Genomic DNA, 24,192 nt, shown 5'->3' on the forward strand with positions numbered 1-24,192 from the left:
CCGCCGACGCGATCGCTAATGCGCGAAGCGGCTCCATTTCCCCCTCGATGTCCCGCTCCCGTCGCGTCGCACGCGATCCCGGGCGGCCGGCCGAAAAGCTATAATGCATTGTTTTTTCTAGGAAAGCTGGTGGCAGTATGGCTTTGATGATTACCGACGAGTGCATCAATTGCGACGTTTGCGAGCCCGAGTGCCCGAACGGCGCGATTTCGATGGGCCCGGACATCTACGTGATCGATCCGAACAAATGCACCGAGTGCGTCGGCCATTTCGACGAACCGCAGTGCCAGCAGGTGTGTCCGGTCGAATGCATTCCGCGCGACCCGCAGCACGACGAGTCGCACGCACAACTGATGGCGAAGTATCACGCGCTGATCGCCGCGACCGGCGACGCGCAGTAAGCGCAGCAAGCGGCGCGCCGGTGCGCGCCGCGTTTTCCCGGGCGGCGTTGCCGTGCCGCCCGCGGTCTTCAGCCGAGCAGCTCGCGCAAGGCGGCCACGAGCGCTTCGCATTCGGCATCGGTGCCGACGGTGATGCGCAAGTGCTGGTCGATGCGCGGTAGCCGGAAATGCCGCACAAAAATTTCCCGTTCCTTCAGCTTGGCCGCGAGCGTGCCGGCGTCGTGCGTCGGATGGCGCGCGAACACGAAGTTCGCGGCCGACGGCACGACGTCGAAGCCGAGCGCGTCGAGTGCCTGCGTGAGCCGCGTGCGGCTGTCGACGACGCGCGCGCAGGTCGACACGAAGTACGCGTCATCTTCGTATGCGGCCTGCGCGGCCGCCTGCGCGAGTCGGTCGAGCGGGTACGAGTTGAAGCTGTCCTTCACGCGGTTCAGCGCTTCGATCAGCGCCGCGTCGCCGAACGCGAAGCCGACACGCATGCCCGCGAGCGAGCGCGCCTTCGACGTCGTATGCACGACGAGCAGGTTCGGATAGCGGTCGATCAGCGCAATCGCCGACTGCGCGCCGAAATCGACATACGCTTCGTCGATCACGACGACCGAGGACGGATTGGCCGCCGCGATCCGCTCGATGTCAGCGAGCGGCAGCGCGCGGCCGGTCGGCGCATTCGGGTTCGGGAACAGCACGCCGCCGCCGTCGTCGAGGTAGTCGTCGACGCGGATCGAGAAGTCGTCCGCGAGCGGCACGGTGCGCGTGTCGACGCCGTACAGCCGCGCATAGGTCGGATAGAAGCTGTACGTGATGTCGGGAAAGCGCAGCGGCCGGTCGTGCTTCAGCAGCGCCTGGAACGTATGCGCGAGTACTTCGTCGGAGCCGTTGCCGACGAACACCTGCTCGGGACGGAGGCGATGGTGCGCGGCGACCGTTTCGCGCAGCGCGCGGGCGAGCGGGTCGGGGTAGCGGCGCAGCGTGTCGCCGCTTGCGCCGAGTTCGCGCGCGATCGCCGCGACGACGCGCGGCGACGGCGGATAGGGATTCTCGTTGGTGTTCAGCTTGACGGGATGTGCGAGCGCGGGCTGCTCGCCCGGCACGTAAGGCACGAGTTGCTGAACGACATCGCTCCAGTAACGGCTCACCGCTTGGCTCCTGACGGGCAAAACAACGAGAGTACCGCATGTTGCACGCAGCGGCGCGCGTCGCCGGCGCGGGCGCGCATGTCGGCGGCCATGCCGGGGCGCGGCCGTGCGTCAGTTGCGATGCAGCTGCATCGTCGCGCGGTCGAGTTCGCCCTTGACGATCATCGGCATCACGGCGAGCGAGCGCTCGATTGCCGCGTCGATCACGTCCTGCTCTTCGCGGCGCGGCGGCTTCAGCACGAAGTTCGCGACGTCGGGTTTCGCGCCGGCGCGCGCGCTTTCCGGAATCAGATCGCGTGGATGGCCGATGCCGATCCGCAGGCGCCAGTACTGCTGCGACGACAGATGCGCGGAGATGTCCTTCAGCCCGTTGTGGCCGCCGCTGCCGCCGCCGAGCTTCAGCTTCACGGTGCCGGGCGGCAGGTCGAGCTCGTCGTGCGCGACGAGGATCTGGTCGGGCAGGATCTTGAAGAAATGGGCGAGCGCGACGACCGACTGGCCGGAGCGGTTCATGTAGGTTTGCGGCTCGAGCAGATGCACTTCTTCGCCGTAGAGGCGCGCTTTCGCATAGAAGCCGTGGAAGCGGCGCTCGTCGCGCAGCGTCGCACCGGCCTCGCGGGCGAGCTGGTCGATCAGCCAGAAGCCGGCATTGTGACGCGTCGCGGTGTATTCCGCCCCGGGATTGCCGAGGCCGACGATCAGTTTGATCATGACGTTTCGAAGGCGGCATCGGCCGCCTGGGCGCAGAAAAAGAAAAACCCGCCGGGCATGCCGCGGCGGGTTGCGTCGACCGTTTCGCGAAACGGATCGATGAGGCGCTTACGCAGCCGGCGTTTCGCCTTCTGCAGCGTCCGACACGGCACCGGCCGGGATCGTCGCCGATGCGATGACCGGGTTTTCCGCGTCGACGTGAGCCGTCAGCGCGACGCCCTTCGGCAGTGCGATGTCCTTCGCGTGGATCGATTGACCGGCTTCGATCTTCGACAGATCGACTTCGAGGAACTCCGGCAGCGCGGCCGGCAGGCACTCGACTTCGATTTCCGTCGCGACGTGCGACACGATCGCGCTCGACAGCTTCACGGCCGGGCTGACTTCGGCGTTCAGGAAGTGCAGCGGCACCTTCGTGTGCAGCTTCTTCTTCGCGTCGACGCGCTGGAAGTCCACGTGCAGCACGAGCTGCTTGAACGGGTGGTATTGCACGTCGCGCAGCAGAACTTGTTGCGACTGGCCAGCCACTTCGAGGTCGAGGATCGACGAGTGGAAGGCTTCCTTCTTCAGGGCGTGCCACAGGGCGTTGTGATCGAGTTCGATCATTTGCGGGGCAGCTTCGCCACCGTAGACGATACCCGTGGTCTTACCGGCGTTGCGCAGGCGGCGGCTCGCACCCGTACCTTGCTCTTTGCGCTCGAAAGCGACGACTTTCATGTGATTCTCCAATAGCTGCCCGCGACCAGGCAGTAAAACGGGGCCGACGACATGGCGGCCCCCGATGAAACGGACGGGGTTTCGTCTATCCCGTCCGATTGTGCAAAAAGCGAAGCGTTGCCGCTTCGCTTTTTACGCATGCTTCGTTTGTCGGTGCGCGATCAGGATTCCGCGAACAGCGACATCACCGAATCGCCGCGGCGGATCCGCGAGAACGTTTCGGCCAGCAGGCTCGCGCTCGTCAGCGAGCGGATCTTCGAGCAGGCCAGCGATTCGGCCGACAGCGGAATCGTGTCGGTGACGACGAGTTCGTCGAGCGCCGAGGCGGCGATGCGCTCGGCGGCGCCGCCGGACAGCACCGGATGCGTCGCGTACGCAAACACCTGCTTCGCGCCGCGCTCCTTCAGAACTTGCGCCGCCTTGCACAGCGTGCCGGCCGTATCGACCATGTCGTCCATGATCACGCAGGTGCGGCCTTCGACTTCACCGATGATGTTCATCACTTCGGAGACGTTCGCCTTCGGGCGACGCTTGTCGATGATCGCGAGATCGCAGTTGAGCTGCTTCGCGAGTGCCCGTGCACGCACCACGCCGCCGACGTCCGGCGACACGACGAGCAGATCCGGGTAGTTCTGCTTGCGCAGGTCGCCCAGCAGGATCGGCGTTGCGTAGATGTTGTCGACGGGAATGTCGAAGAAGCCCTGAATCTGGTCGGCGTGCAGATCCATCGTGATGATCCGCTCGACGCCGGCGATTTCCAGCATGTTCGCGACGACCTTCGCCGAGATCGCGACGCGCGCCGAACGCGGGCGGCGGTCCTGGCGGGCATAGCCGAAGTAGGGGATGGCGGCGGTGATCCGGCCGGCGGATGCGCGCTTCAGCGCATCGACCATGATCATCAGTTCCATCAGGTTGTCGTTCGTCGGCGCGCACGTGGATTGCAGGACGAAGACGTCCTTGCCGCGCACGTTTTCCTGGATCTCGACCTGGATCTCGCCGTCGGAGAAACGGCTGACCATTGCCTTGCCGAGGGGAATTCCAAGAATGTTGACGACTTCCTGAGCAAGCGCGGGATTGGCGTTGCCAGTAAAAACCATCAGGCCGTCATGGCTGCTCATCGTGCACCTGCTTCGGGCTTGGGCGGGAAATGCGGGAAAATTTTTGGCAGGGGAGGAAGGACTCGAACCCTCGCATGCCGGAATCAAAATCCGGTGCCTTAACCAACTTGGCGACTCCCCTACACTTAACTGATAACTTGGCCGGACGGTAGGTCATCCGACAAAGTAAAACTTCATGACGCGAAAGCGAAGAGCGGATGCTCGTTCAGGCTCTCGGCAACTGCGCCGTTCCAGCCGGCGGGCAACTGGGCTTTCGCCGCTTCTGCCTGCTGTTTGCTTTGAAACGCTGCAAACACGCTTGCTCCGGAGCCGGTCATCCTCGCGGGGGCCACATTATACAACCATTTGACCACCTGCGCAACTTCCGCGTACTTGCTTGTCACAACTTGCTGCATGTCGTTCCGGCCGAAACTGTCTGGCCATCTCGCATCGCTGCTTTGCTGTGCAAGAAAGTCCGTAATTGTGACTGGCTTCGAATCTCTTGTCAACAACTCATCTGAAAAAATTTCAGCGGTCGGGACATGAACGCGTGGCGTCACAACCAGGAACCAGCGAGTCGGCAATTGTACCTCAGCTAATTCTTCTCCGATACCCTCTGCGAATGCATTTTTTCCAAAAACGAAAAACGGCACGTCGGCGCCGAGTTTCACCGCGAGCGACTGCAATTCCGCGCGCGGCAGATCGAGCTGCCATAGACGGTTCAGCGCAAGCAGCGTCGTCGCGGCATCGGAGCTGCCGCCGCCGAGTCCGGCGCCCATCGGCAGGCATTTGTCGATCTCGATGTCGACGCCTGCGGCGGTGCCCGTGTGCGCTTTCAGCAGGTTCGCCGCGCGTACGACGAGATCGCTCTGCTCGGGCACGCCCGGCACGTCGGTCGCACGCGCGACCTTGCCGTCGTCGCGCCGCGTGAAGTGCAGCGTATCGCCCCAGTTCAGCAGCTGAAAGACGCTCTGCAGGTCGTGATAGCCGTTCGGCCGGCGGCCGGTGATATGCAGGAACAGGTTGAGTTTCGCGGGCGCAAGACAGTTGCGCAGCGAGCGGGTCGAATCGGTCATGCTGGTATCGAAACGGGTGCGCGTGCTCACTGATCGAGCACGAGCTTGATGTCGAGCGGCGGCGTCGCGCGCACGAGGTTGACGCGTCTGACGCCCGTGGCCGGTGCGTCCGCGTAGGCGAGGTAGTCGATCGTCCAGCCGTCCTGGCGGATCTGCTTCAGGCGCGTGCCATCGGCCGGATCGCGTTCGGTCTCGGCCGGCGTCGCGGGCGCGGGCGTCGGCAGCAGCCAGTAGCGCAGGCCCGCGAGCGGCAGCGAGAAGCCGAGCGTGTTCTGCATCAGCTCGCCGACGTCCGCCGCATATTGCGGCTGGCGGTTCGGCAGTTCGAGCGACGCTGCACGCGGCGTCGACTTCACGATCGCGAGCGTCTGGCCGAGCGGGCTGCGCAGCTCGAGCGACACGTCGTTGCCGTGCTCCTGCCAGTCGAAATTGCCGTACACGTTTTGCTGCTTGCCGAGCCGGTCGTAGTACTGCACCGCGAAGCGGCCGTGATAGGCGTGCGTCGCGGCCGTCTGAAGCGTGCCGCCGGCAGGCGCCTGCGCGGACGGCGGCGTGCTTGCGCAACCGGCGAGCGCGAGCGCCGCGCCGGCTGCCGCGAGCGCGCGACAGGCGCGCGAAGACAGGGAAAACATCGGGAACATCTGCATCAGAGACCGTTGATCTGGAAGCGTTTCAGCGTCTGTACGAGCGTTTCGTTGTCGGGCTCGAGCTTCTGCGCGGCGCGCCATGCGGAGCGTGCGTCGTCCTGCGCGCCGCTCTTCCACAGCACTTCGCCGAGGTGCGCGCCGATTTCGGCGTTCGGCTGCAGGTCGTACGCGCGGCGCAGGATCTTCGCGGCGCCGGCCGTATCGCCCATCCGGTACTTGACCCAGCCGAGGCTGTCCATGATGTACGCGTCGTTCGGCGCGAGCGACAGCGCCTTTTCGATCAGCTTGTTCGCTTCCGGCAGCCGCTGGTTGCGATCGGCAAGCGAATAGCCGAGCGCGTTGTATGCCTGCGGATTGTCGGGCTGCGTGCGGATCAGCTCGCGCAGCTGCTTTTCCATCGCCGCGTAGTGGCCCGTCTTCTCGGCCGCCATCGCGTAGTCGTAGCGCAGGTCGGGATCGTCGGGGAAATCGTCGACCGCGCGCGAGAGCCGCGCCTCCGCTTCCGCGTAGCGCTTCGCGGTGAACAGGATCGACGCGTCGGTGCGCGCGATCACGGCCGCGTCGCGCGGGTCGGTGACGGGCAGATCGTCGAGCACCTTGCGCGCCTCGTCGGTCTTGCCCTGCTTCTGCAGTAGCTGCGCACGCGTGATTTGCGCGGGCAGGTAATGCTGGCTCGTCTGGTCGACCTTGTCGAGCCATTGCGACGCCTGGGCCTCGTTGCCCTGTTCGATCGCGATCTGCGCGAGATAGATGTAACCCTGGCCGACGTCGAGATCCGGCTGCTTCGCACCGAGCTGCACGTACTGCTTCAGGTAGGCCGTCGCGTCGTCGAGCTTTTTCTGCTGGATCTTGATCAGCGCGAGCGCCATCAGCGGCGTCGGGTCCTTCGAATCGAGCTTGCGCATCGTTTCGAACTGCTTTTGCGCATCGTCGAGCCGATCGTCGGCCAGATACAGCTGCGACAGCGCGAGCCGCGCATCGCGCGACTTTGGATTCTGCTGAACGTATTTCTCGAACGACGCGATGCCGGCCGCACGCTCCGCCGGCCCCATCTGCGACAGCATCAGCGCGGCGGGCAGGTAGTCGGGGCGGATCTGCAGCGCGCGTCGCAGCGACTGCGCGGCGCCGTCCTTGTCGTCGACCGCGAGCTGCTGCCGCGCGATCGCGAGATGCGCCTCCGGCCGGTTCATGTCGTTCTTCAGCATGTCCTTCAGCACCGCGAGACCACCGACGCGGTCGGCGCCGCGCGCGAGCAGCGCCTGCAGCGCGAGGATCGCCGGGCCGCGCGTGTCGCCGGTTGCGCGCGCGAGTTCGCGGGCGAGCATCGGCTGCGCGTCGGCTGGCTTGCCGGCGAGCACGAGCAGCGCCGCGTCGACTTGCGATGCACGATTCGAATCGGGCGCGTACTGGCGCCACAGATTCGCGGCCGACAACGCGTCGGCCGGGCTCTGCGCGCCGAGCGCGATTTCGGTGGCGCGCTGCGCCATGCGCGGATCGCGCGTGTCGCGCGCGAGCGCGAGATAGGTCTGGTACGCGGGGGCCGGCTGATTGCGCTGAAGCGCGACCTCGGCCGCGAGCACCTGATAGACGATCTGGCTCGTGAGCGGGACGGCCGGCAGATCCTTCTTCTCGTCCGGCATCACGTGATCGAACGCACCCTGCGACTCCGCGTCGTCCGATGCCGGATCCTGTGCGTGAGCCGGAAAGGCGGTGAGGGTCCAGACGGCGAGCAAGGCCGCGCCAAGCGCGCGGCGGACCGGGAACGCGCGCGTGCCGCCCGCGGCGGCGGGGCGCTTCAGAAGCAGCTTCGAGGGCAGGGTCATGGAAATCCGTTCGATGTTTCAACCGATTGTATCGCGCTCGCTACAATACACGCACGATCGTGATCATCCAGCTTCAGACCCGCAAAACATGCCAGAGTTGCCAGAAGTCGAAGTCACGCGGCGGGGCATTGCGCCCTTTGTCGCGGGCCGCCGCGTCGAGCGTGTCGACGTCCGCACCGCGATGCTGCGCTGGCCCGTGCCGGCGGAGCTCGCGGAGCAATTGCGCGCGCGCGAGGTGCTCGCCGTCGAGCGTCGCGGCAAGTATCTGCTGTTCGAGGTCGATGCGGGCTGGTTCATCGTCCATCTCGGCATGACGGGCACGCTGCGCGTGCTGCCCGCAGGCGGCGTGCCCGTCGCCGCGAAGCACGATCACATCGACTGGATCTTCGACGAATTCGTGCTGCGCTTTCGCGATCCGCGCCGGTTCGGCGCCGTGCTGTGGCATCCGCGCGAAGCGGGCGACGTGCATGCGCATCCGCTGCTCGCGAGCCTTGGCGTCGAGCCGTTTTCGCCGGCGTTCGACGGCGCGCTGCTGCATCGGCGCACGCGCGGCCGCACGGTGTCCGTCAAGCAGGCGCTGCTCGCGGGCGACATCGTGGTCGGCGTCGGCAACATCTACGCGTCGGAGAGCCTGTTTCGCGCGGGCATCCGGCCGACGACGGCCGCCGGCAAAGTCTCGCTCCCGCGCTACGAACGGCTCGCCGACGCGGTGCGCGCCACGCTCGCGGACGCGATCGACCGCGGCGGCAGCACGCTGCGCGATTTCGTCGGCAGCAACGGCGAGAGCGGCTACTTCCAGCTCGACTGCTTCGTCTACGATCGCGCGGGCGAGCCGTGCCGCGTGTGCGGCACGCCGATCCGGCAGATCGTGCAGGGCCAGCGCTCGACTTACTTCTGTCCGACGTGCCAGCGTTGAACCTTCCTTTTCCCGATTCCAAAACTTGAAGCCGCCCCGCATCGCCCCCGCTCCTTTTCCCGTCACGCCGCTGCATCGCACGTTCGCGCCGCGCCTGATCGCGTGGCAGCGCCAGCACGGCCGCCACGACCTGCCGTGGCAGAACACGCGCGATCCGTACCGGATCTGGCTGTCGGAAATCATGCTGCAGCAGACGCAGGTGTCGACCGTCGTGCCGTATTACACGCGCTTTCTCGAACGCTATCCGGACGTCGCCGCGCTTGCGGCCGCGCCGATCGACGACGTGATGGCGCTGTGGGCCGGCCTCGGCTATTACTCGCGTGCGCGCAACCTGCATCGCTGCGCGCAGGTCGTCGTCGCCGAGCACGGCGGCGCATTTCCGGCCACGCCGGATGCGCTCGCCGAACTGCCGGGCATCGGCCGCTCGACGGCCGCGGCGATCGCATCGTTCGCCTACGGCGCACGCGCGACGATCCTCGACGGCAACGTGAAGCGCGTGCTCGCGCGCGTATTCGGCATCGAAGGGTTTCCCGGCGAGAAGCGCGTCGAAAACGACATGTGGGCGCTCGCCGAATCGCTGTTGCCCGACGCGGCGCATCCGGACGACGTGAGCGCGTACACACAAGGGTTGATGGATCTCGGCGCGACGCTCTGCGTGCGCGGCAAGCCCGACTGCACGCGTTGTCCGTTCGCGGGCGACTGCGTCGCGCAGTCGACCGGGCGGCAGCGCGAACTGCCGGCCGCGCGGCCGAAAAAGGCGGTGCCGACGCGCAAGACCTGGATGCTCGTGCTGCGCGACGGCGACGCCGTCCTGCTCGAGCGGCGTCCGCCGGCCGGCATCTGGGGCGGCTTGTGGAGTTTGCCGCAGGCCGACGGCGATGCCGAGCTCGCGGATCTCGCACGCCGTTTCGGCGGCGGCGGCCCGGTGCCGCTCGCGCCGCTGACGCATACGTTTACGCATTTCCGGCTCGAGATCGAACCGCGGCTCAGCGATGTCGCGAGCGAGGCGGCGGTCGTGCCGTTTGCTCAGGCGCAGGATGCCGATACTGCATGGGTGCCGCTGAGCGGACTCGATGCCTACGGCGTGCCGGCGCCGGTGCGCAAGCTGCTCGACGCGCTGAGCGGGCCGCTGCTGTAACGAACGAAGCCGGGCCGAGCGCGGCCGCGCTCAGAGCCAGCCGTGCCGGTCGAGCACGTGGTGGACCGCGTCGATGCGCGCGCCCACATCGGGAAACTCCATGAGCTTTTGCCGTGCGCGCAGGTCGAGCGGCAGCAGTTCCGCGAGGCGGTTCGACACCCAGCTCGGATCGTCGAGACGGAACGGTTCGGCGAATGGCAGGCGCCCGGGCTCCGATTTCTGCAGCGCGCTGATGATGCGCTCGAGCACTTCGGCGCACGAGCCGAACTGCGCGAGCGCCTGCTCGCCTTCGAGCGGGATGTCGTCGGGCAGCGGCTCCGCGATGCCGACCAGCAGCCCGTTCGATTCGACGCGATACGACAGCAGCTCGAAGCGCTGCGTGCCGATCGCCTGCAGATAGAGCATCCCGAATTCGCCCGTATCGCATTCGGCGATGCGCGCCATGCAGCCGATCGTCTCGGGCACCGACACCGCGCCGTCCTGCGCGACCTCCGGACCGCTTTTCAGCAGACACACGCCGAACGGCGCGTCGTCACGCAGGCAGGTGCGCGCCATGTCGAGATAGCGCGCCTCGAACACCTTCAGCGGCAGCAAGCCTCCGGGGAACAGCACCGTGTGCAGCGGAAACAGCGGCAGGTCGATCAGGGTGGTCGATAGGGAAGACATGGCGCGCCGACGGAGGAGCGGGCGTCGCTAAGGTCGGTCGACCTCGGTGACGAGCCGCGACGACGCGTCGACATCCACCGGCGCGTCACGATGCCGCACGATCACGTTTGCCGCGGACGCAAAGCGCGCGGCAAGCGTTTCCGCGATGAACACCGACCGGTGCTGGCCGCCCGTGCAGCCGATGGCGACGGTCAGATAGCTCCGGTTGTCTTCGCGGAAATGCGGCAGCCATTTCATCAGGAACGCATGGATGTCGTCGATCATCTGATGGACGATCGGCAGTGCGTCGAGGAAGGCGATGACCGGCTGGTCGAGCCCGGTGAGCGGGCGCAGCTCGTGGTCGTAATACGGATTCGGCAGCGCGCGCACGTCGAACATCAGGTCGGCGTCGAGCGGCACGCCGCGCTTGAAGCCGAACGATTCGAACATCAGCATCAGGTCGTTGCTGTTCTGCTCGATGAAGCGCTTGACCCACGTGCGCAATACGTTCGCACGCAACGTGCTGGTATCGATCTGATGGCCGAATTCGGCGAGCGGCGCAACGAGTTCGCGTTCGCGCTCGATCGCTTCCTCGAGCGACGACAGCAGCCCGACGTTCGCATCGTGCGACGGCGAACCGGACAGCGGATGGCGGCGCCGCGTTTCGGAGAAGCGCTGGATCAGCGCCTGCGTGCTCGCGTTCAGGAACAGCACGCGCAGGTCGTGCTCGCGCGACAGCGAGCGGATCAGGCCGGGCATTTCGTCGAGCGACGCGCTCGAACGCGCGTCGATCGCGACCGCGAGCCGGCGCTGACCGGCTTCGTCGAGGTAGCGGGCGAGCTCGGGCAGCACATGCGGCGGCAGGTTGTCGACGCAATAATAGCCGGCGTCTTCGAGCGCGTTCAGCGCGACGGACTTGCCGGAGCCGGAAATGCCGGTGATGAGGACGATGCGCATGGGAACCTGGGAAAACTGACGTTTCATCATAGCACCGGCTCGGCGCATCGCGGCGGTGTGCGGCGATGCGCGCCGACGCTAGACGAGCTTGCCGGGGAACTGACTTTCGGGATCCTGCATCGCCAGTCGTTGCCGATCCATGAAATCGCGCAACGTGTCGATGCCGCGCAGCTGCAGGATCGTATTGCGCACGGCGGCCTCGACGAGCACCGCGAGGTTGCGGCCGGCCGCCACCTGAATCGTCACCTTGCTGATCGGCAGGCCGAGCACGTCGACGGTCTGGCTTTCGAGCGGCAGGCGCTGGAATTCGCCGTCCGGGCGCCGCACGAGCTGCACGATCAGCTTCAGCTTCATCTTCCGCCGTACCGCGGTTTCGCCGAAGATCGTCTTGATGTCGAGCAAGCCGAGGCCGCGCACTTCCAGCAGGTTCTGCAGCAGCGGCGGGCAGCGGCCTTCGACGAAATCGGGGCCAAGTCTGACGAAATCGACGGCATCGTCGGCGACGAGCCCGTGACCGCGGCTGATCAGTTCGAGGCCGAGCTCGCTCTTGCCGAGGCCCGAGTCGCCCGTGAGCAGCACGCCCATCCCGAGGATGTCGAGAAACACGCCGTGCAGCGTCGCGCGCGGCGCGAGGATGCGCGACATGTAGAGACGCAGGCTGTCGATGACCGCCGCTGCGGACATCGGCGTCGTGAACAGCGGCGTGGAGGAACGCGTGCAGCGCAGCACCAGCTCGGGCGGCGCCGCGGCGCCGCCGGCGACGACGAGGAACGGCGGTTCGAGCGCGATCAGTTCGGCCATGTGCCGCGAACGGTCTTCGTCGGTCTGCCGCTGGTAATAGTCGATCTCGGCTTCGCCGAGCACCTGGATCCGGTTCGGGTGGATCAGGTTCAGGTGGCCGACGAGGTCGGCGCTCGACGTCGCGTTCGCGACGGTATCGGCGGAGAAGCCGCGCTCCCAGCCTTCATGCCCCGTCAGCCAGCTGAGCTTCAGCGTGGCCGCGTTGTCGTCGAAGATGCTCTGGGCGTTGATGCTGGACGTATCCATGACTGCGTCACTCCAATGAGCCGGTATCGATGCACGGCGACGGGCGTCGCGATGCCGGACCGGCGCCGGGTGGCCGTGCGCGGCGGCGCCGGCCGCGTCGTTCGGGAAAATATTCCGCCCGGATCAGTTCAAGGTTGCCACTGAGTGAGCAGGCGATGCAACTCGGCGGGATCCGTTTCGTTGTGCAGACGCTCGCGCGCGTCGCGATCGGACAGCAGCTGCGCGATTTCAGACAGGATCTCGAGGTGCTGCTGTGTGGCTTGCTCGGGAACGAGCAGGAAAATCAGGAGGGAAACCGGCTGGCCGTCGGGGGCCTCGAACGGGATCGCATCGGCGAGCCGCACGAATGCCGCGAGCGGATGCTTGAGGCCCTTGATGCGTCCGTGCGGAATCGCGACGCCTTCGCCGAGACCGGTCGAGCCGAGGCGCTCGCGCGCGAACAGATTGTCCGTGACGGTGCTGCGAGCGATGCCGTTCTGATTCTCGAAGATCAGCCCGGCTTGTTCGAAAACGCGTTTCTTGCTGGTGACGGAGAGGTCGATGACGACGTTCTCTATGGGCAGGATTTTGGCTAGGCGATTCATGTTGGCAGGCGATTGGACGGCCTGGGGTCTCCTTGCGGCGGCAGACTGATGGTCCATGTTCGACGATATCAAGGCGTTCGGCATCGGAAGCTTGCAACGCACGGCGACCGGATCAACGCCCCCCGGCGATAACCGGAGCATTATAGAACACAGCCGCGCGCGTGGTGCAGCGCGGCCGACCCTCGGCGCCGCTGCGCGGCACCGCAAAAAAAACGCCCGGCGAACCGGGCGGCGCTGTGTTGCGGTAACGGTTATTGCGGCGGCAGTTCGATCTGGTCGACGGCCGGCTGCAGCTTGATCGGATCGTGCGCGTGCGTTTGCAGGCGCTCCATGTGCTTGACGACCTGGCGGTCCAGCTTGTCGATCAGCAGATCGATCGCTGCATACAGGTTGCCGTTCGAACTTTCGACGAAGATGTCCTTGCCCTTCAGGTGCAGATTGATTTCCGCACGCTGCTGCTTGTCCTTTTCCTTGTGGTTGTCGACCGAGAGGATCACAGTGCCATCGATCACCTGATCGCTATGCCGTAGCACCCGGTCCAGCTTGGTGATCACGTATTCGCGAATCGCAGGCGTGACTTCGAGATGATGTCCACTGATCTTCAGGTTCATAGTGCTTCTCCAAGCGAGTGACCACCCGGCCGCATCGAGGCGGCGCTCCGGTCGACTTGCCCGTCCCGCACGAGGCGGCGAATCGCGGACAGGTCGCCCGGCCTGTTCCCCGTGTGCGCGGTGGCCGGAACACGCCTGCCGCCGGGCAGGCAGCAGGCTTAAAGAGACTTGCGCAGATTCACTGCCGGGATCCTGAGGGCTTCGCGATATTTCGCAACCGTGCGGCGCGCGACCACGAAGCCTTGTTCTGCCAGCAGCTCGGCAATGCGGCTGTCCGAAAGTGGCGATTTGGGGTCTTCGGCTCCTATCAGTTGCTTGATGAGGGCACGGATGGCGGTCGACGATGCGGCGCCACCGGTGTCGGTCGAGACGTGCGATCCGAAGAAGTACTTAAATTCAAGCGTCCCGAACGGGGTCAGCATGTACTTGCCCGTTGTCACACGGCTGACAGTCGACTCGTGTAGGCCCAGCGTATCAGCTATTTCCCGCAAAACCAAGGGGCGCATGGCAATTTCGCCGTGCGCAAAGAAATTCTTCTGACGTTCGACAATCGCCTGCGCGACGCGCAGGATCGTGTCGAACCGCTGCTGGATGTTCTTGATGAGCCAGCGCGCTTCCTGCAGCTGCTGCTTCAGCGAGCCGGCCGACGGATCGCCGCGGCTGTTGCGCAGGATGTTCGCGTACAGGTTGTTGATGCGCAGCTTCGGCACGACCTCGGGATTGAGTTCGGCCTGCCAGCCCTGGCCGACTTTCTTCACGATGATGTCGGGCACCACGTAGTCGGCTTCGGCCTTGCCGTAGGCCGCGCCGGGGAACGGCTCGAGCGAGCGGATCAGCGCGTGTGCGTCGCGCAGCGCGTCGTCGGTGGCCTTCAGATGCTTGCGCAACCGCGTGAAATCGCGCGCGGCGAGCAGTTCCAGATGTTGCGACACGATCTCGAGCGCGAGCGTGCGCGTCGGGGACGGATCGAGCCGCAGCAGCTGCAGCTTCAGGCATTCCGATGCCGAACGCGCGCCGACGCCGGCCGGATCGAAGCTGTGCAGCAGCGCGAGCGCCGCGTTCAGTTCGTCGCAGTCGACTTCGAGTTCGGGCGGCAGATCGGCGAGCACCTCGTCGAGCGATGCGGTCAGGTAGCCGTCGTCGTCGAGCGACTCGATCAGGAACATCACGAGCGCGCGATCGCGCGGGCTTGCCTGCGTGACGCGCAGCTGCGCGGACAGATGATCGCGCAGCGACGTCGCCGCTTCCTGTACCTGCAGCGGCGGCAGATCGTCGTCGTCGGAGGCGCCGCTCGCGCGGCCGAATTCGTCGAGGTTCCACTGCGGGCCGTCGCTCGCGTCGCCGGCCGCGTAGCCGTCGTATTCGTCGGCGCCGGCCGGTTCGTCGCGCTCCGCACGATCGCTCGACTGGCCGTTGCCGTTCGCGATGGCCGGCTCGCCGTTCGACACGGGCGGCGTCTGCGCGATCAGCGAGCCGTCCGCCGCAACGCGCAGCGGACTCGCGATCCATTCGTCGTCGTTCTCGAGCAGCGGGTTCTGGGCGACCGCCATCGCCACTTCCTGCTGCAATTCGAGCGTCGACAACTGCAGGAGCCGGATCGACTGCTGTAGCTGGGGCGTCAGCGCCAGATGTTGCGACAGGCGGAGTTGGAGGCTGGCTTTCATGGCAGAGAGGGAGTCATACCGGCAGTTTGCCACGACCCAGGCGCATTGAGCCATCCGCGATTACGCGTGGCGCGCCGCCCGGCCGGCGGCACGTCCGCGAGGCTGGGCGCGGCCCCGCGCGGCACGGCCGGGCGGGCGCTGCCAGCGGCGCGTTACATGCGGAAATGTTCGCCGAGATACACGCGGCGAACGCTTTCGTTCTCGATGATCTCGTTCGGTGCGCCGGCCGCAAGCACGGAGCCGTCGCTGATGATGTACGCGTGGTCGCAGATGCCGAGCGTTTCGCGCACGTTGTGATCGGTGATCAGCACGCCGATGTTGCGCTGTTTCAGGAACTTGACGATCTTCTGGATCTCGAGCACCGCGATCGGATCGACGCCCGCGAACGGTTCGTCGAGCAGGATGAAGCTCGGGTTCGTCGCGAGCGCGCGCGCGATTTCGACGCGGCGTCGCTCGCCGCCGGACAGCGACAGCGCCGGGTTCTCGCGCAGATGGCCGATCTGCAGCTCGTCGAGCAGCGCTTCGGTGCGCGACGCGATCGCGTCCTTCGACAGCCGCTTGCCGTCGTCGCCGTGCTGCAGCTCGAGCACCGCGCGGATGTTCTCCTCGACGGTCAGCTTGCGGAACACCGACGCTTCCTGCGGCAGATACGACAGGCCGAGCGACGCGCGCTTGTGGATCGGCAGCAGGCTGATCGAGCTGCCGTTCAACGAGATCTCGCCCGCGTCGAGCGGCACGAGGCCGACGATCATGTAGAACGAGGTCGTCTTGCCGGCGCCGTTCGGGCCGAGCAGGCCGACCACTTCGCCGCTCTTCACGTCGAGCGATACGTCCTTGACGACTGTGCGCGAGCCGTAGCGCTTCTTCAGGTTGCGTACGACGAGCGAACTCGTGGTGCCGGCCGGCTGGCGATTCGGGAGCGCGTTCATTGACCGGGCGCTCCCTGGATCGTGGTCGACGGCGACAGCTTCGCCGGCGCACCGTTCATCGGGCCCGGGCCGCCGTTTTTCGGCGACAGCATCGCGCGCACGCGACCGTTCGGATTGCCGGGCGCCGCGACGTCCTTGCCGCCCTTCGCGGTGTAGAAGTCGTGCTGGCCGTCGTACGTGATCACGCTGCCGTGCACGGTGTCGGCGATCGTCGACGTGCCCTGCAGGCGACGCACGGTGGCGGCGGTGGTCAGCGTGGTGAGATCCTGCTTGCCGTCGTAGTCGATGCGCTCGGCGTCGCCGTCGATGTATTCGTCGAGACCTTCGCGCTTCTGGCGGAACGTCGCGTGCTTCTTGCCGCTGCCGAACGACGTCGCGTACTGATAGCCCTCCGGATCCTGGCGCACTTCGACGCGATCGCCGGTGATCTTGATCGTGCCCTTCGTGATCACGACGTTGCCGGTGGCGACGGTGACCTGCTTCAGGTCGTCATAGGTCAGGTTGTCCGCCTCGACGTTGATCGGCTTGTTCTGGTCGGCCTTCTCGGCGTGGGCGAGCGGCGCCAGGCCGACGAGGGGCAGGGCGACGAGCGTCGCGGCGAGCGCGGCGCGGACGGCGCGCGCAGCGCCGCCGGAATTTTGTCGAGGGAACGGTTCGTTCATGCAGTCACGTGAGGGAAGCGTCACTTGGGTTGACCTTTCGAGCCGCCGGATGCGTCCGACGCGGCGATCGTGCCGCGCACGTTGCCGTAAAGCTCGATGACCCGGGTGACGTTGTTGTACTTCATGCCGTCGGTCGCGTTGACGAGCGACAGGCCGCGCTGAAGTTTAACCGGCTTTTCGGTCTGGATCACGTCGTCATTGACGAAGATACGGAAATGCTGCGAATCGGCCTGCATCTGCGGGTCGCCGCCGCCGGCCGCGCGCAGGATCCGCGCGTCGTCGTACAGATCGACGATCGACACGTCGCCGTTGACCGTGCCGCGCTTCGCGGTGGTCGTGACCACCGGCTTGCCGGGCTGGAACGCGCGCATCGCGGGCATCGTCAGGTCGCTCGACTCGGTGTCTTCGTAGTGGACGAGCTTCGCGGCCGTCAGCCGGTACTGCGTCGTGCCGGACTGGTCGAGCTCGGTGACCGAGAAGTTGTCCGCGAAATAGTCGGGCGTGTGGCGCTTCGGCTGCGCGACGCCTTCGCCGGGCGGCGGCAGCGTCGCCTGCAGCAGCCACCATGTAATGCCCGCGAGCGCCGCGACGGCAACGAGCGGGAGCAACTGGGTCCAGCGGAAATGCGGGTTCATCCGTCAGGCTCCGCACGCGGCTGCCAGCAGCGCGTCGTAGCGGCGCTGCGCGCGCAGTACCGTATCGCACACTTCGCGCACCGCGCCTTCGCCGCCGCGGGCTTCCGCGACCCAGTGCGCGCGCGCGATGACTTCCGGATGCGCGTTCGCCGGCGCAGCCGCGAAGCCGCAGCGCAGCATCACCGGCAGATCGGGCCAGTCGTCGCCCATGTAGCCGCACGCGTCCGGCGCGATGCCGAGCGACGCGATCAGATCGGTGAAGACGCTCAGCTTGTTCTCGACGCCCTGGAACAGGTGCGTGATCTTCATTTCCTTCGCGCGCGCCGCGACGATTTCCGAGCGGCGGCCCGTGATGATCGCGGTCGCGATGCCGGCTTCGCCGAGCAGCTTCACGCCGTGGCCGTCCAGCGAATTGAACGACTTCATCGCGTCGCCCGCGGCGGTAAACAGCAGGCCGCCGTCGGTCAGCACGCCGTCGACGTCGAAAATCATCAGCTTGACGCGGCTCGCGCGTTCGGCTGCAGTCAGCGCAGCGCTCATCAAATCACCTTCTTCGAAAACAGGTCGTGCATGTTCAGCGCGCCGATCAGCACGCCGTCGGCGTCGACGACCAGCATCTGGTTGATCCGGTGGCGCTCCATCAGTTCCACCGCTTCGACCGCCAGATGGTCGGCGCCGATCGTGCGCGGCTCGCGCGTCATCACGTCGGCGATCGGCAGGCGGCGGAAATCGCCGTCGCGCGCGAGCACGCGGCGCAGGTCGCCGTCGGTGAAGATGCCCGCGACCTTGCGGTTCGTGTCGACGACGGCCGTCATGCCCATCCGCTTCGCGGTGATCTGGAACAGCGCGTCCGAGAGCGTCGCGTCGAGCCCGACATACGGGACGTCGTCGCCCGTGCGCATCACGTCGCGCACGTAGGTCAGCAGGCGCCGGCCAAGCGCGCCGCCCGGATGCGAGCGCGCGAAATCTTCGGAGCCGAAGCCGCGCGCGTCGAGCACGGCGACGGCGAGCGCGTCGCCGAGCGCGAGCGCGGCGGTCGTGCTCGCGGTGGGCGCGAGATTCAGCGGGCACGCTTCCTTCGACACCGCCGCGTTCAGGTTCACGTCGGCGAGCGTGCCGAGGCTCGATTCCGCGCGGCCCGTGATCGCGATCAGCTTCGCGCCGATCCGCTTCACGAGCGGCAGGATCGCGACGAGTTCTTCCGACTCGCCGGAATAGGAAATGCCGATGAAGACGTCGTCCGCCGTGACCATGCCGAGGTCGCCGTGGCTCGCTTCCGCCGGATGGACGAAGAACGCGGGCGTGCCGGTGCTCGCGAGCGTGGCCGCGATCTTGCGGGCGATGTGCCCCGATTTGCCGATGCCGGAGACCACGACGCGGCCGCGGCAGCCGAGCAGCAGCGCGACGGCGTGGGCGAAGCTGCCGTCGAGCTGGTCGCGCAGCGCGCGCACGGCGTCCGCCTCGATGTCGAGCACGTCGCGGGCGAGCGCGAGCGCCCGATCATCATTGATTTTCGCTATCATGCGCGGAGTATAGCAAAGGCGTTTGTTCGCCGCGCCGGCCCATTCGGACGTGTCCGATGCCGCCGGTCCATCGCCACTTGCCGCGCCCGTCTTGCCGTGGCCCCGACGAACGAGGACGCTCCGCCCGTGATTTCCCCGCTCGAAATGACCCTGCTGCTGCTGCTGGCCTCGGTGGTAGGCGTCGTCGTATTTCGCTCGCTGAATCTGCCGCCGATGCTCGGCTACCTGACCGTCGGCATCCTGGTCGGCCCGCACGCGTTCGGCGTGGCGGGCGACCTCGAGCGCGCCGAGCATCTCGCCGAGTTCGGCGTCGTGTTCCTGATGTTCTCGATCGGCCTCGAGTTCTCGCTCGCGAAGCTGCGCGCGATGCAGCGGCTCGTGTTCGGCCTCGGGCTGATGCAGGTGGTCGCGACACTCGCGCTCGCGGTCGTGCTCGGCATGCTGTTCCAGCGCTGGGTCGACATCACGTGGCAGGGCAGCGTCGCGCTCGGCGGCGCGCTGGCGATGTCGTCGACGGCGATCGTCTCGAAGATGCTCGCCGAGCGGCTCGAGATCGAGACCGAGCACGGCCGCAACATCTTCGGCGTGCTGCTGTTCCAGGATCTCGCGGTGGTGCCGCTGCTGATCGTGATCGCCGCATTCGGCGCCGAGTCGTCGAAGGATCTCGCGCTGACGCTCGGCTTCGCGGCCGTCAAGATCGTGATCGCGCTCTCGCTGCTGCTCGTCATCGGCCAGCGCTTCATGACGCGATGGCTCAACGTCGTCGCGCGGCGCCGCTCGCAGGAGCTGTTCGTGCTGAACCTGCTGCTCGTCACGCTCGGCGCCGCGTTCATCACCGACCGCTTCGGGCTGTCGCTCGCGCTCGGCGCATTCATCGCCGGCATGCTGATCGCCGAGACGCCGTTCCGTCATCAGGTCGAGGAGGACATCAAGCCGTTTCGCGACGTGCTGCTCGGCCTGTTCTTCGTGACGACCGGGATGCTGCTCGACCCGCGCGTGATCTGGGAGCATCCGCTGCTCGTGGGCGGATTTTTCGTCGGCCAGATCCTGTTCAAGGCGACGATGATCGCGGGCCTCGCGCGCCTGTTCGGCGCGACGCCCGGCGTCGCGATGCGCACCGGTATCGGGCTTGCGCAGGCCGGCGAATTCGGCTTCGTGCTGCTGAACCTGATCCTCGATCGCCATCTCGTCGACGCGACGCTGCTGCAGGCGATTCTCGCGTCGATGCTGCTGTCGATGCTCGCCGCGCCGTTCCTGATTCAGAACGCCGATCGGATCGTGATGCGGCTGTCGTCGACCGAATGGATGCAGCAGTCGCTGCAGATGACGCGCATCGCGACGCAGAGCCTGAAGCAGCGCGGCCACGTGATCATCTGCGGCTACGGCCGCGCGGGCCAGAACCTTGCGCGGATGCTCGAACAGGAAGGCATCTCGTACGTCGCGCTCGACCTCGACCCCGATCGCGTGAGCGCGGCCGCGACGGCCGGCGAATCGGTCGTGTTCGGCGACGCCGCGCGCCGCGAGTCGCTGCTCGCGGCCGGCATCCATCGCGCGGCGGCCGTCGCCATCACGTACGCGAATACGCCGTCCGCGCTGCGCGTGCTGCACCACGTGCACGAACTCGAGCCGACATTGCCGGCGATCGTGCGCACCGTCGACGATGCCGATCTCGAGAAGCTGCTCGCGGCCGGCGCGACCGAGGTGATTCCGGAGATCGTCGAAGGCAGCCTGATGCTGGCGTCGCATACGCTGGTGCTGGTCGGCGTGCCGATGCGCAAGGTCGTGCGGCGCGTCGAGGAGATGCGCGACGAGCGCTACAGCCTGTTGCGCGGCTATTTCCACGGCGCCGACGATGCGGACGACGACGATCACGAGCAGGTACGGCTACAATCGGTGCCGGTCGACGCGCGTGCGGACGCGGTCGGGCGCTCGCTGGAGGAGCTCGGGCTCTACGCGCTCGGGCTCGAAGTCACCGCGATCCGCCGGCACGGCATTCGCGGCGTCGAACCCGATCCGCAGACGAAGCTGCGTGCGAGCGACATCGTCGTGCTGCGCGGGCTGCCCGAGGCGCTCGCGCTCGCGGAGGAGCGGCTGTCGCGCCATCGCCGCGATCCGCCGGCCGTCGCCGCGTGAGCCGCGATTCATTACCTGACCCGTATTTTTTCGAAACGGTGCCCGAGCTTCGCGCACCGTTTTTTTCGGAGAGTTTCATGTCGCATTCGTCATCGGGCGCGCCGCTCGATCCGGTCGCCTTCATTCACAGCCAGATCCGCACGGTGCCCGACTGGCCGCAGCCCGGCGTGATGTTCCGCGACATCACGACGCTGCTGCAAAGCCCCAAGGCGCTGCGCATTCTGGTCGACCTGTTCGTCGAGCGCTATGTCGACGCGAAGCTCGACTACGTCGCGGGGCTCGACGCGCGCGGCTTCATCATCGCGCCGATCGTGGCGTACGAGCTCAGCGTCGGCTTCGTGCCGATCCGCAAGGTCGGCAAGCTGCCGTACAAGACGCGTTCGGAATCGTACGAGCTCGAGTACGGCAGCGCGACCGTCGAGATTCACGAGGACGCGTGCAAGCCGGGCGACCGCGTGATCATCATGGACGACCTGATCGCGACCGGCGGCACGATGATGGCCGGACGCAACCTGCTGGAGCGGCTCGGCGCCGTCGTCGTCGAAGGCGCGGCGATCATCGATCTGCCCGATCTCGGCGGCTCGGCGCTGCTGCGCAATGCGGGGCTGCCCGTCTATACCGTCACCGAATTCGCCGGCCACTGAGCGCCGGCTCACGCAGCGAGCCCACGATGCCGAACTTCATGCTGTTTCTCGCCACGTCGGTCGCGATCACGTTCGCGCCGGGTCCCGACAACCTGCAGGTGCTCGCGCGCGGCATCTCGCAGGGCCGCGCGGCCGGCTTCGTCGCCGCGCTCGGCTTCACGGCCGGCATCCTGTTCCATACGACGCTCGCGGCGCTCGGCGTCGCGGCCGTGCTGCGTTCGTCGCCGATCGCGTTTCAGATCCTGAAGCTCGCGGGCGCCGCGTATCTCGTCTGGATCGGCATCAAGGCGCTGCGCAGCCACGGCCTCGCGAATGCGCATGCGCGGCCGCCGCAGCCGCTCGGCGCGATTTTCCGGCAGAGCGTGATCGGCAATCTGATGAACCCGAAGGTCACGCTGTTCTTCGTCGTGTTCCTGCCGCAGTTCGTCGATCCGCACGGCGTGCAGAGCGTGACGCTGCAGATGTTCGAGCTCGGTGCGCTCTTCATGCTGCAGACGGCCGCGATCTTCTCGCTGTTCGGCGTCGGCGCGGGCGCGATCGGCGCGTGGCTGAAGCGCCGTCCGAAGGCCGGCGTCTGGCTCGATCGTCTCGCCGGCGCGACCTTCATCGCGATCGGCATCCGCGTGGCGCTGAAGGACTGACGACGATGACCTTTCCGTGCATCGCGGCCGCGCGCCGCTTCGATCCGTCCGCGCACGTGCGCTTCGAAATCGCCGGGGCGGCGGTCGGCTGGATCCGCCGCCGCGACGTCGCGCGGCTCGCGCGCTGGCCCGACGTGTTCGAACTGTCCGACGCGCGCGTCGTGCTGTCCGATCGCTACGACACCGTCGACGCGCGCAGCATGGCGCTCGCGAGCGCGATCGGCGCGCTGGCGGCAGAAGGCGCGATTCCGGGCTGGCGCGACGAGATCTATGCGATTCGCAACCGCTTCGACGATCCGCCGCTCGCCTACATCGAGCGCGCGGCGTCGCGCTTCTTCGGCACGCAGACTTATGCGGTGCATGTGAACGGCATCGTAGAATATGCGGTTTCGCCCGGCGCGGCAGGCACGCCGCAGCTGTGGCTCGGCCGCCGCAGCGCGACGAAGGCGACCGACCCCGGCATGCTGGACAACGTGGTCGCCGGCGGCATCGGCTGGGGGCTCGGCGTGCGCGAGACGCTGGTGAAGGAATGCTGGGAAGAGGCCGGCATCCCGGCCGAACTCGCGGCGCGCGCGATCGCGGGCCGCGCGGTGCAGGTGCTGTGCTCGCTGCCGGAGGGCACGCAGTCCGAACTGATCTTCGTGTACGACCTGCCGTTGCCGCACGACTTCGCGCCGCACAACCAGGACGGCGAAGTGGCCGAACATCTGCTGGCCGGCGTGCCCGAGGTGATCGGCTGGCTGCGCGACGGGCACGCGACGATGGACGCGAGCCTCGCGACGCTCGACACGCTGCTGCGTCACGGCTGGCTGCCGGCCGCCGACGCGGCGGGCCTCGATGCGCTGCTCGCGCCGGCCGCCTGACGCGGCTCGCGGCCGCGCGGCCCACGCGAGCCATTTGACGAATACGGAAACGAAGGGAGTACGGTCATGTCGACCGATCACAGCTTTATCTTGAAACTGTCGTGCCCCGACCGGCACGGCATCGTCCACGCGGTCTCGGGCTTTCTGTTCGAGCGCAACAGCAACATTCTGGATTCCGCGCAGTTCGGCGACAGCCGCACCGGCGAGTTCTTCATGCGCGTGCATTTCGAACAGGACGGCGCGGGCCGGGATGCCGCCTCGGCGCTCGACACGCTGCGCGACGATTTCGCGCCGCTCGCCGAGCAGTTCGCGATGCGCTGGGAACTGCACGATGCGTCGGTGAAACCGCGCGTCGTGATCATGGTGTCGAAGATCGGCCATTGCCTGAACGACCTGCTGTTCCGCTATCGCACGGGCCAGCTGCCGATCGAGATTCCGGCGATCGTGTCGAACCACAAGGACTTCTACCAGCTCGCGGCGAGCTACGACATCCCGTTCCATCACTTCCCGCTGGTCGGCGGTTCGTCCGATGCCGCGAAGGCCGCGCAGGAAGCGCGCGTGCTCGACGTGATCGACGAGCATCAGGCCGACCTCGTCGTGCTCGCGCGCTACATGCAGATCCTGTCGCCGAACATGTGCGAGCGGCTCGCCGGGCGCGCGATCAACATCCATCACTCGTTCCTGCCGAGCTTCAAGGGCGCGAAGCCTTACTATCAGGCGTTCGACCGCGGCGTGAAGCTGATCGGCGCGACCGCGCACTACGTGACGACGGATCTCGACGAAGGTCCGATCATCGAACAGGAGGTCGAGCGCGTCGATCACAGCATGACGCCGGACCAGCTGACCGCGATCGGCCGCGACGTCGAATGCGTGACGCTCGCTCGGGCGGTGAAGTGGCACGTCGAGCACCGCATCGTGCTCAACGGTACGAAGACGGTCGTGTTCCGCTGAGCGGCCGCTTCGGCACGCGTCGCCCAAACGAGAAACGCCGCGCC

General features: G+C 66.8%; 26 protein-coding genes and 1 tRNA gene. 8 read left to right on the plus strand and 19 right to left on the minus strand.

Translation table 11 applies throughout. The features are described from left to right. Positions 1–137 precede the first annotated feature (137 nt). Positions 138–401: a YfhL family 4Fe-4S dicluster ferredoxin gene (locus tag BCR55_RS09545; RefSeq protein ID WP_006406632.1), complete on the plus strand. Its 264-nt coding sequence runs from the start codon at positions 138–140 to the stop codon at positions 399–401. Positions 402–469: 68 nt separating this feature from the next. On the opposite strand, the gene hisC is transcribed toward BCR55_RS09545, so the two are convergent. From hisC to BCR55_RS09585, 8 genes are all read right to left on the minus strand, one after another. Beyond that, the gene (gene hisC / locus BCR55_RS09550; RefSeq protein ID WP_006406631.1) at positions 470–1,537 is read right to left on the minus strand and encodes a histidinol-phosphate transaminase; all 1,068 of its coding nucleotides are present in this window, start codon (positions 1,535–1,537) and stop codon (positions 470–472) included. A gap of 111 nt (positions 1,538–1,648) precedes the next feature. Beyond that, on the minus strand, positions 1,649–2,248 hold the full coding sequence (gene pth, locus BCR55_RS09555; RefSeq protein WP_006406630.1) for an aminoacyl-tRNA hydrolase: 600 nt from the start codon (positions 2,246–2,248) through the stop codon (positions 1,649–1,651). Between the two features lie 108 nt (positions 2,249–2,356). Further along, a complete protein-coding gene (locus BCR55_RS09560) occupies positions 2,357–2,962 on the minus strand; it encodes a 50S ribosomal protein L25/general stress protein Ctc (RefSeq protein ID WP_012212698.1) in 606 nt (201 codons plus the stop codon). Between the two features lie 161 nt (positions 2,963–3,123). After that, on the minus strand, positions 3,124–4,080 hold the full coding sequence (locus tag BCR55_RS09565; protein WP_006398244.1) for a ribose-phosphate pyrophosphokinase: 957 nt from the start codon (positions 4,078–4,080) through the stop codon (positions 3,124–3,126). Between the two features lie 44 nt (positions 4,081–4,124). After that, a tRNA-Gln gene (locus BCR55_RS09570) sits at positions 4,125–4,201 on the minus strand. A 52-nt stretch (positions 4,202–4,253) separates the two neighbouring features. Beyond that, positions 4,254–5,135, minus strand: a complete 882-nt coding sequence (gene ispE, locus BCR55_RS09575; RefSeq protein WP_053296821.1) for a 4-(cytidine 5'-diphospho)-2-C-methyl-D-erythritol kinase — start codon at positions 5,133–5,135, stop codon at positions 4,254–4,256. Positions 5,136–5,161: 26 nt separating this feature from the next. Further along, a complete protein-coding gene (lolB, locus tag BCR55_RS09580) occupies positions 5,162–5,782 on the minus strand; it encodes a lipoprotein insertase outer membrane protein LolB (RefSeq protein WP_006398246.1) in 621 nt (206 codons plus the stop codon). Continuing rightward, positions 5,782–7,605 carry a tetratricopeptide repeat protein gene (locus BCR55_RS09585; protein ID WP_006398247.1) on the minus strand — a complete coding sequence of 608 codons (1,824 nt, stop codon included), beginning with the start codon at positions 7,603–7,605 and terminating at the stop codon, positions 5,782–5,784. Before BCR55_RS09585 ends, lolB begins: the two co-directional genes overlap by 1 nt. Before the next feature lie 88 nt (positions 7,606–7,693). On the opposite strand from BCR55_RS09585, the gene mutM reads away from it, so the two are divergent. Continuing rightward, the gene (mutM, locus tag BCR55_RS09590) at positions 7,694–8,521 is read left to right on the plus strand and encodes a bifunctional DNA-formamidopyrimidine glycosylase/DNA-(apurinic or apyrimidinic site) lyase (protein ID WP_035488858.1); all 828 of its coding nucleotides are present in this window, start codon (positions 7,694–7,696) and stop codon (positions 8,519–8,521) included. Between the two features lie 25 nt (positions 8,522–8,546). Further along, positions 8,547–9,659, plus strand: a complete 1,113-nt coding sequence (mutY, locus tag BCR55_RS09595) for an A/G-specific adenine glycosylase (protein ID WP_053296823.1) — start codon at positions 8,547–8,549, stop codon at positions 9,657–9,659. Between the two features lie 30 nt (positions 9,660–9,689). Here the strand turns inward: mutY and BCR55_RS09600 are convergent, their stop codons facing one another. From BCR55_RS09600 to kdsD, 11 genes are all read right to left on the minus strand, one after another. Continuing rightward, entirely contained in the window at positions 9,690–10,325 is a 636-nt protein-coding gene (locus BCR55_RS09600; RefSeq protein WP_053296824.1) for an LON peptidase substrate-binding domain-containing protein, read from the minus strand. Between the two features lie 27 nt (positions 10,326–10,352). Continuing rightward, a complete protein-coding gene (rapZ, locus tag BCR55_RS09605; RefSeq protein ID WP_006409809.1) occupies positions 10,353–11,261 on the minus strand; it encodes an RNase adapter RapZ in 909 nt (302 codons plus the stop codon). Between the two features lie 78 nt (positions 11,262–11,339). After that, positions 11,340–12,308 (minus strand): HPr(Ser) kinase/phosphatase, encoded by a 969-nt coding sequence (hprK, locus tag BCR55_RS09610; protein WP_006398252.1) that lies wholly within the window; start codon positions 12,306–12,308, stop codon positions 11,340–11,342. Between the two features lie 128 nt (positions 12,309–12,436). Further along, positions 12,437–12,949, minus strand: a complete 513-nt coding sequence (locus tag BCR55_RS09615) for a PTS sugar transporter subunit IIA (RefSeq protein ID WP_035488861.1) — start codon at positions 12,947–12,949, stop codon at positions 12,437–12,439. Between the two features lie 194 nt (positions 12,950–13,143). Continuing rightward, on the minus strand, positions 13,144–13,503 hold the full coding sequence (hpf, locus tag BCR55_RS09620) for a ribosome hibernation-promoting factor, HPF/YfiA family (RefSeq protein WP_006398254.1): 360 nt from the start codon (positions 13,501–13,503) through the stop codon (positions 13,144–13,146). A gap of 158 nt (positions 13,504–13,661) precedes the next feature. Next, positions 13,662–15,167 (minus strand): RNA polymerase factor sigma-54, encoded by a 1,506-nt coding sequence (locus tag BCR55_RS09625; RefSeq protein ID WP_006398255.1) that lies wholly within the window; start codon positions 15,165–15,167, stop codon positions 13,662–13,664. A 152-nt stretch (positions 15,168–15,319) separates the two neighbouring features. Beyond that, positions 15,320–16,096: an LPS export ABC transporter ATP-binding protein gene (gene lptB, locus BCR55_RS09630; RefSeq protein ID WP_006398256.1), complete on the minus strand. Its 777-nt coding sequence runs from the start codon at positions 16,094–16,096 to the stop codon at positions 15,320–15,322. Next, positions 16,093–16,758, minus strand: a complete 666-nt coding sequence (lptA, locus tag BCR55_RS09635) for a lipopolysaccharide transport periplasmic protein LptA (RefSeq protein ID WP_006398257.1) — start codon at positions 16,756–16,758, stop codon at positions 16,093–16,095. The genes lptB and lptA overlap by 4 nt, the downstream gene beginning before the upstream one ends. Positions 16,759–16,778: 20 nt before the next feature. Beyond that, entirely contained in the window at positions 16,779–17,393 is a 615-nt protein-coding gene (gene lptC, locus BCR55_RS09640) for an LPS export ABC transporter periplasmic protein LptC (RefSeq protein WP_006398258.1), read from the minus strand. Positions 17,394–17,396: 3 nt separating this feature from the next. Next, complete coding sequence (locus BCR55_RS09645; protein WP_006398259.1) at positions 17,397–17,933, minus strand: HAD family hydrolase; 537 nt, start codon at positions 17,931–17,933, stop codon at positions 17,397–17,399. Continuing rightward, positions 17,933–18,916, minus strand: coding sequence for an arabinose 5-phosphate isomerase KdsD (kdsD, locus tag BCR55_RS09650; protein ID WP_006398260.1), 984 nt, complete (start codon positions 18,914–18,916; stop codon positions 17,933–17,935). Before kdsD ends, BCR55_RS09645 begins: the two co-directional genes overlap by 1 nt. A 126-nt stretch (positions 18,917–19,042) precedes the next feature. Here kdsD and BCR55_RS09655 point away from each other — a divergent pair, with 126 nt between their 5' ends. The 5 genes from BCR55_RS09655 (at position 19,043) to purU (ending at position 24,148) form a co-directional block, all read left to right on the plus strand. After that, entirely contained in the window at positions 19,043–21,049 is a 2,007-nt protein-coding gene (locus BCR55_RS09655; RefSeq protein ID WP_006398261.1) for a monovalent cation:proton antiporter family protein, read from the plus strand. 77 nt (positions 21,050–21,126) lie between these two features. Continuing rightward, complete coding sequence (locus BCR55_RS09660; protein WP_012212706.1) at positions 21,127–21,693, plus strand: adenine phosphoribosyltransferase; 567 nt, start codon at positions 21,127–21,129, stop codon at positions 21,691–21,693. A gap of 26 nt (positions 21,694–21,719) precedes the next feature. Continuing rightward, positions 21,720–22,334: a LysE family translocator gene (locus tag BCR55_RS09665; RefSeq protein ID WP_065494491.1), complete on the plus strand. Its 615-nt coding sequence runs from the start codon at positions 21,720–21,722 to the stop codon at positions 22,332–22,334. 5 nt (positions 22,335–22,339) lie between these two features. Then, positions 22,340–23,197, plus strand: a complete 858-nt coding sequence (locus tag BCR55_RS09670) for an NUDIX hydrolase family protein (protein WP_065494492.1) — start codon at positions 22,340–22,342, stop codon at positions 23,195–23,197. 66 nt (positions 23,198–23,263) lie between these two features. Then, a complete protein-coding gene (gene purU, locus BCR55_RS09675; RefSeq protein ID WP_006398265.1) occupies positions 23,264–24,148 on the plus strand; it encodes a formyltetrahydrofolate deformylase in 885 nt (294 codons plus the stop codon). The last annotated feature ends 44 nt before the right edge of the window (positions 24,149–24,192 follow it).

This window comes from Burkholderia sp. CCA53 (genome assembly GCF_001685525.1).
GTDB lineage: Bacteria > Pseudomonadota > Gammaproteobacteria > Burkholderiales > Burkholderiaceae > Burkholderia > Burkholderia multivorans.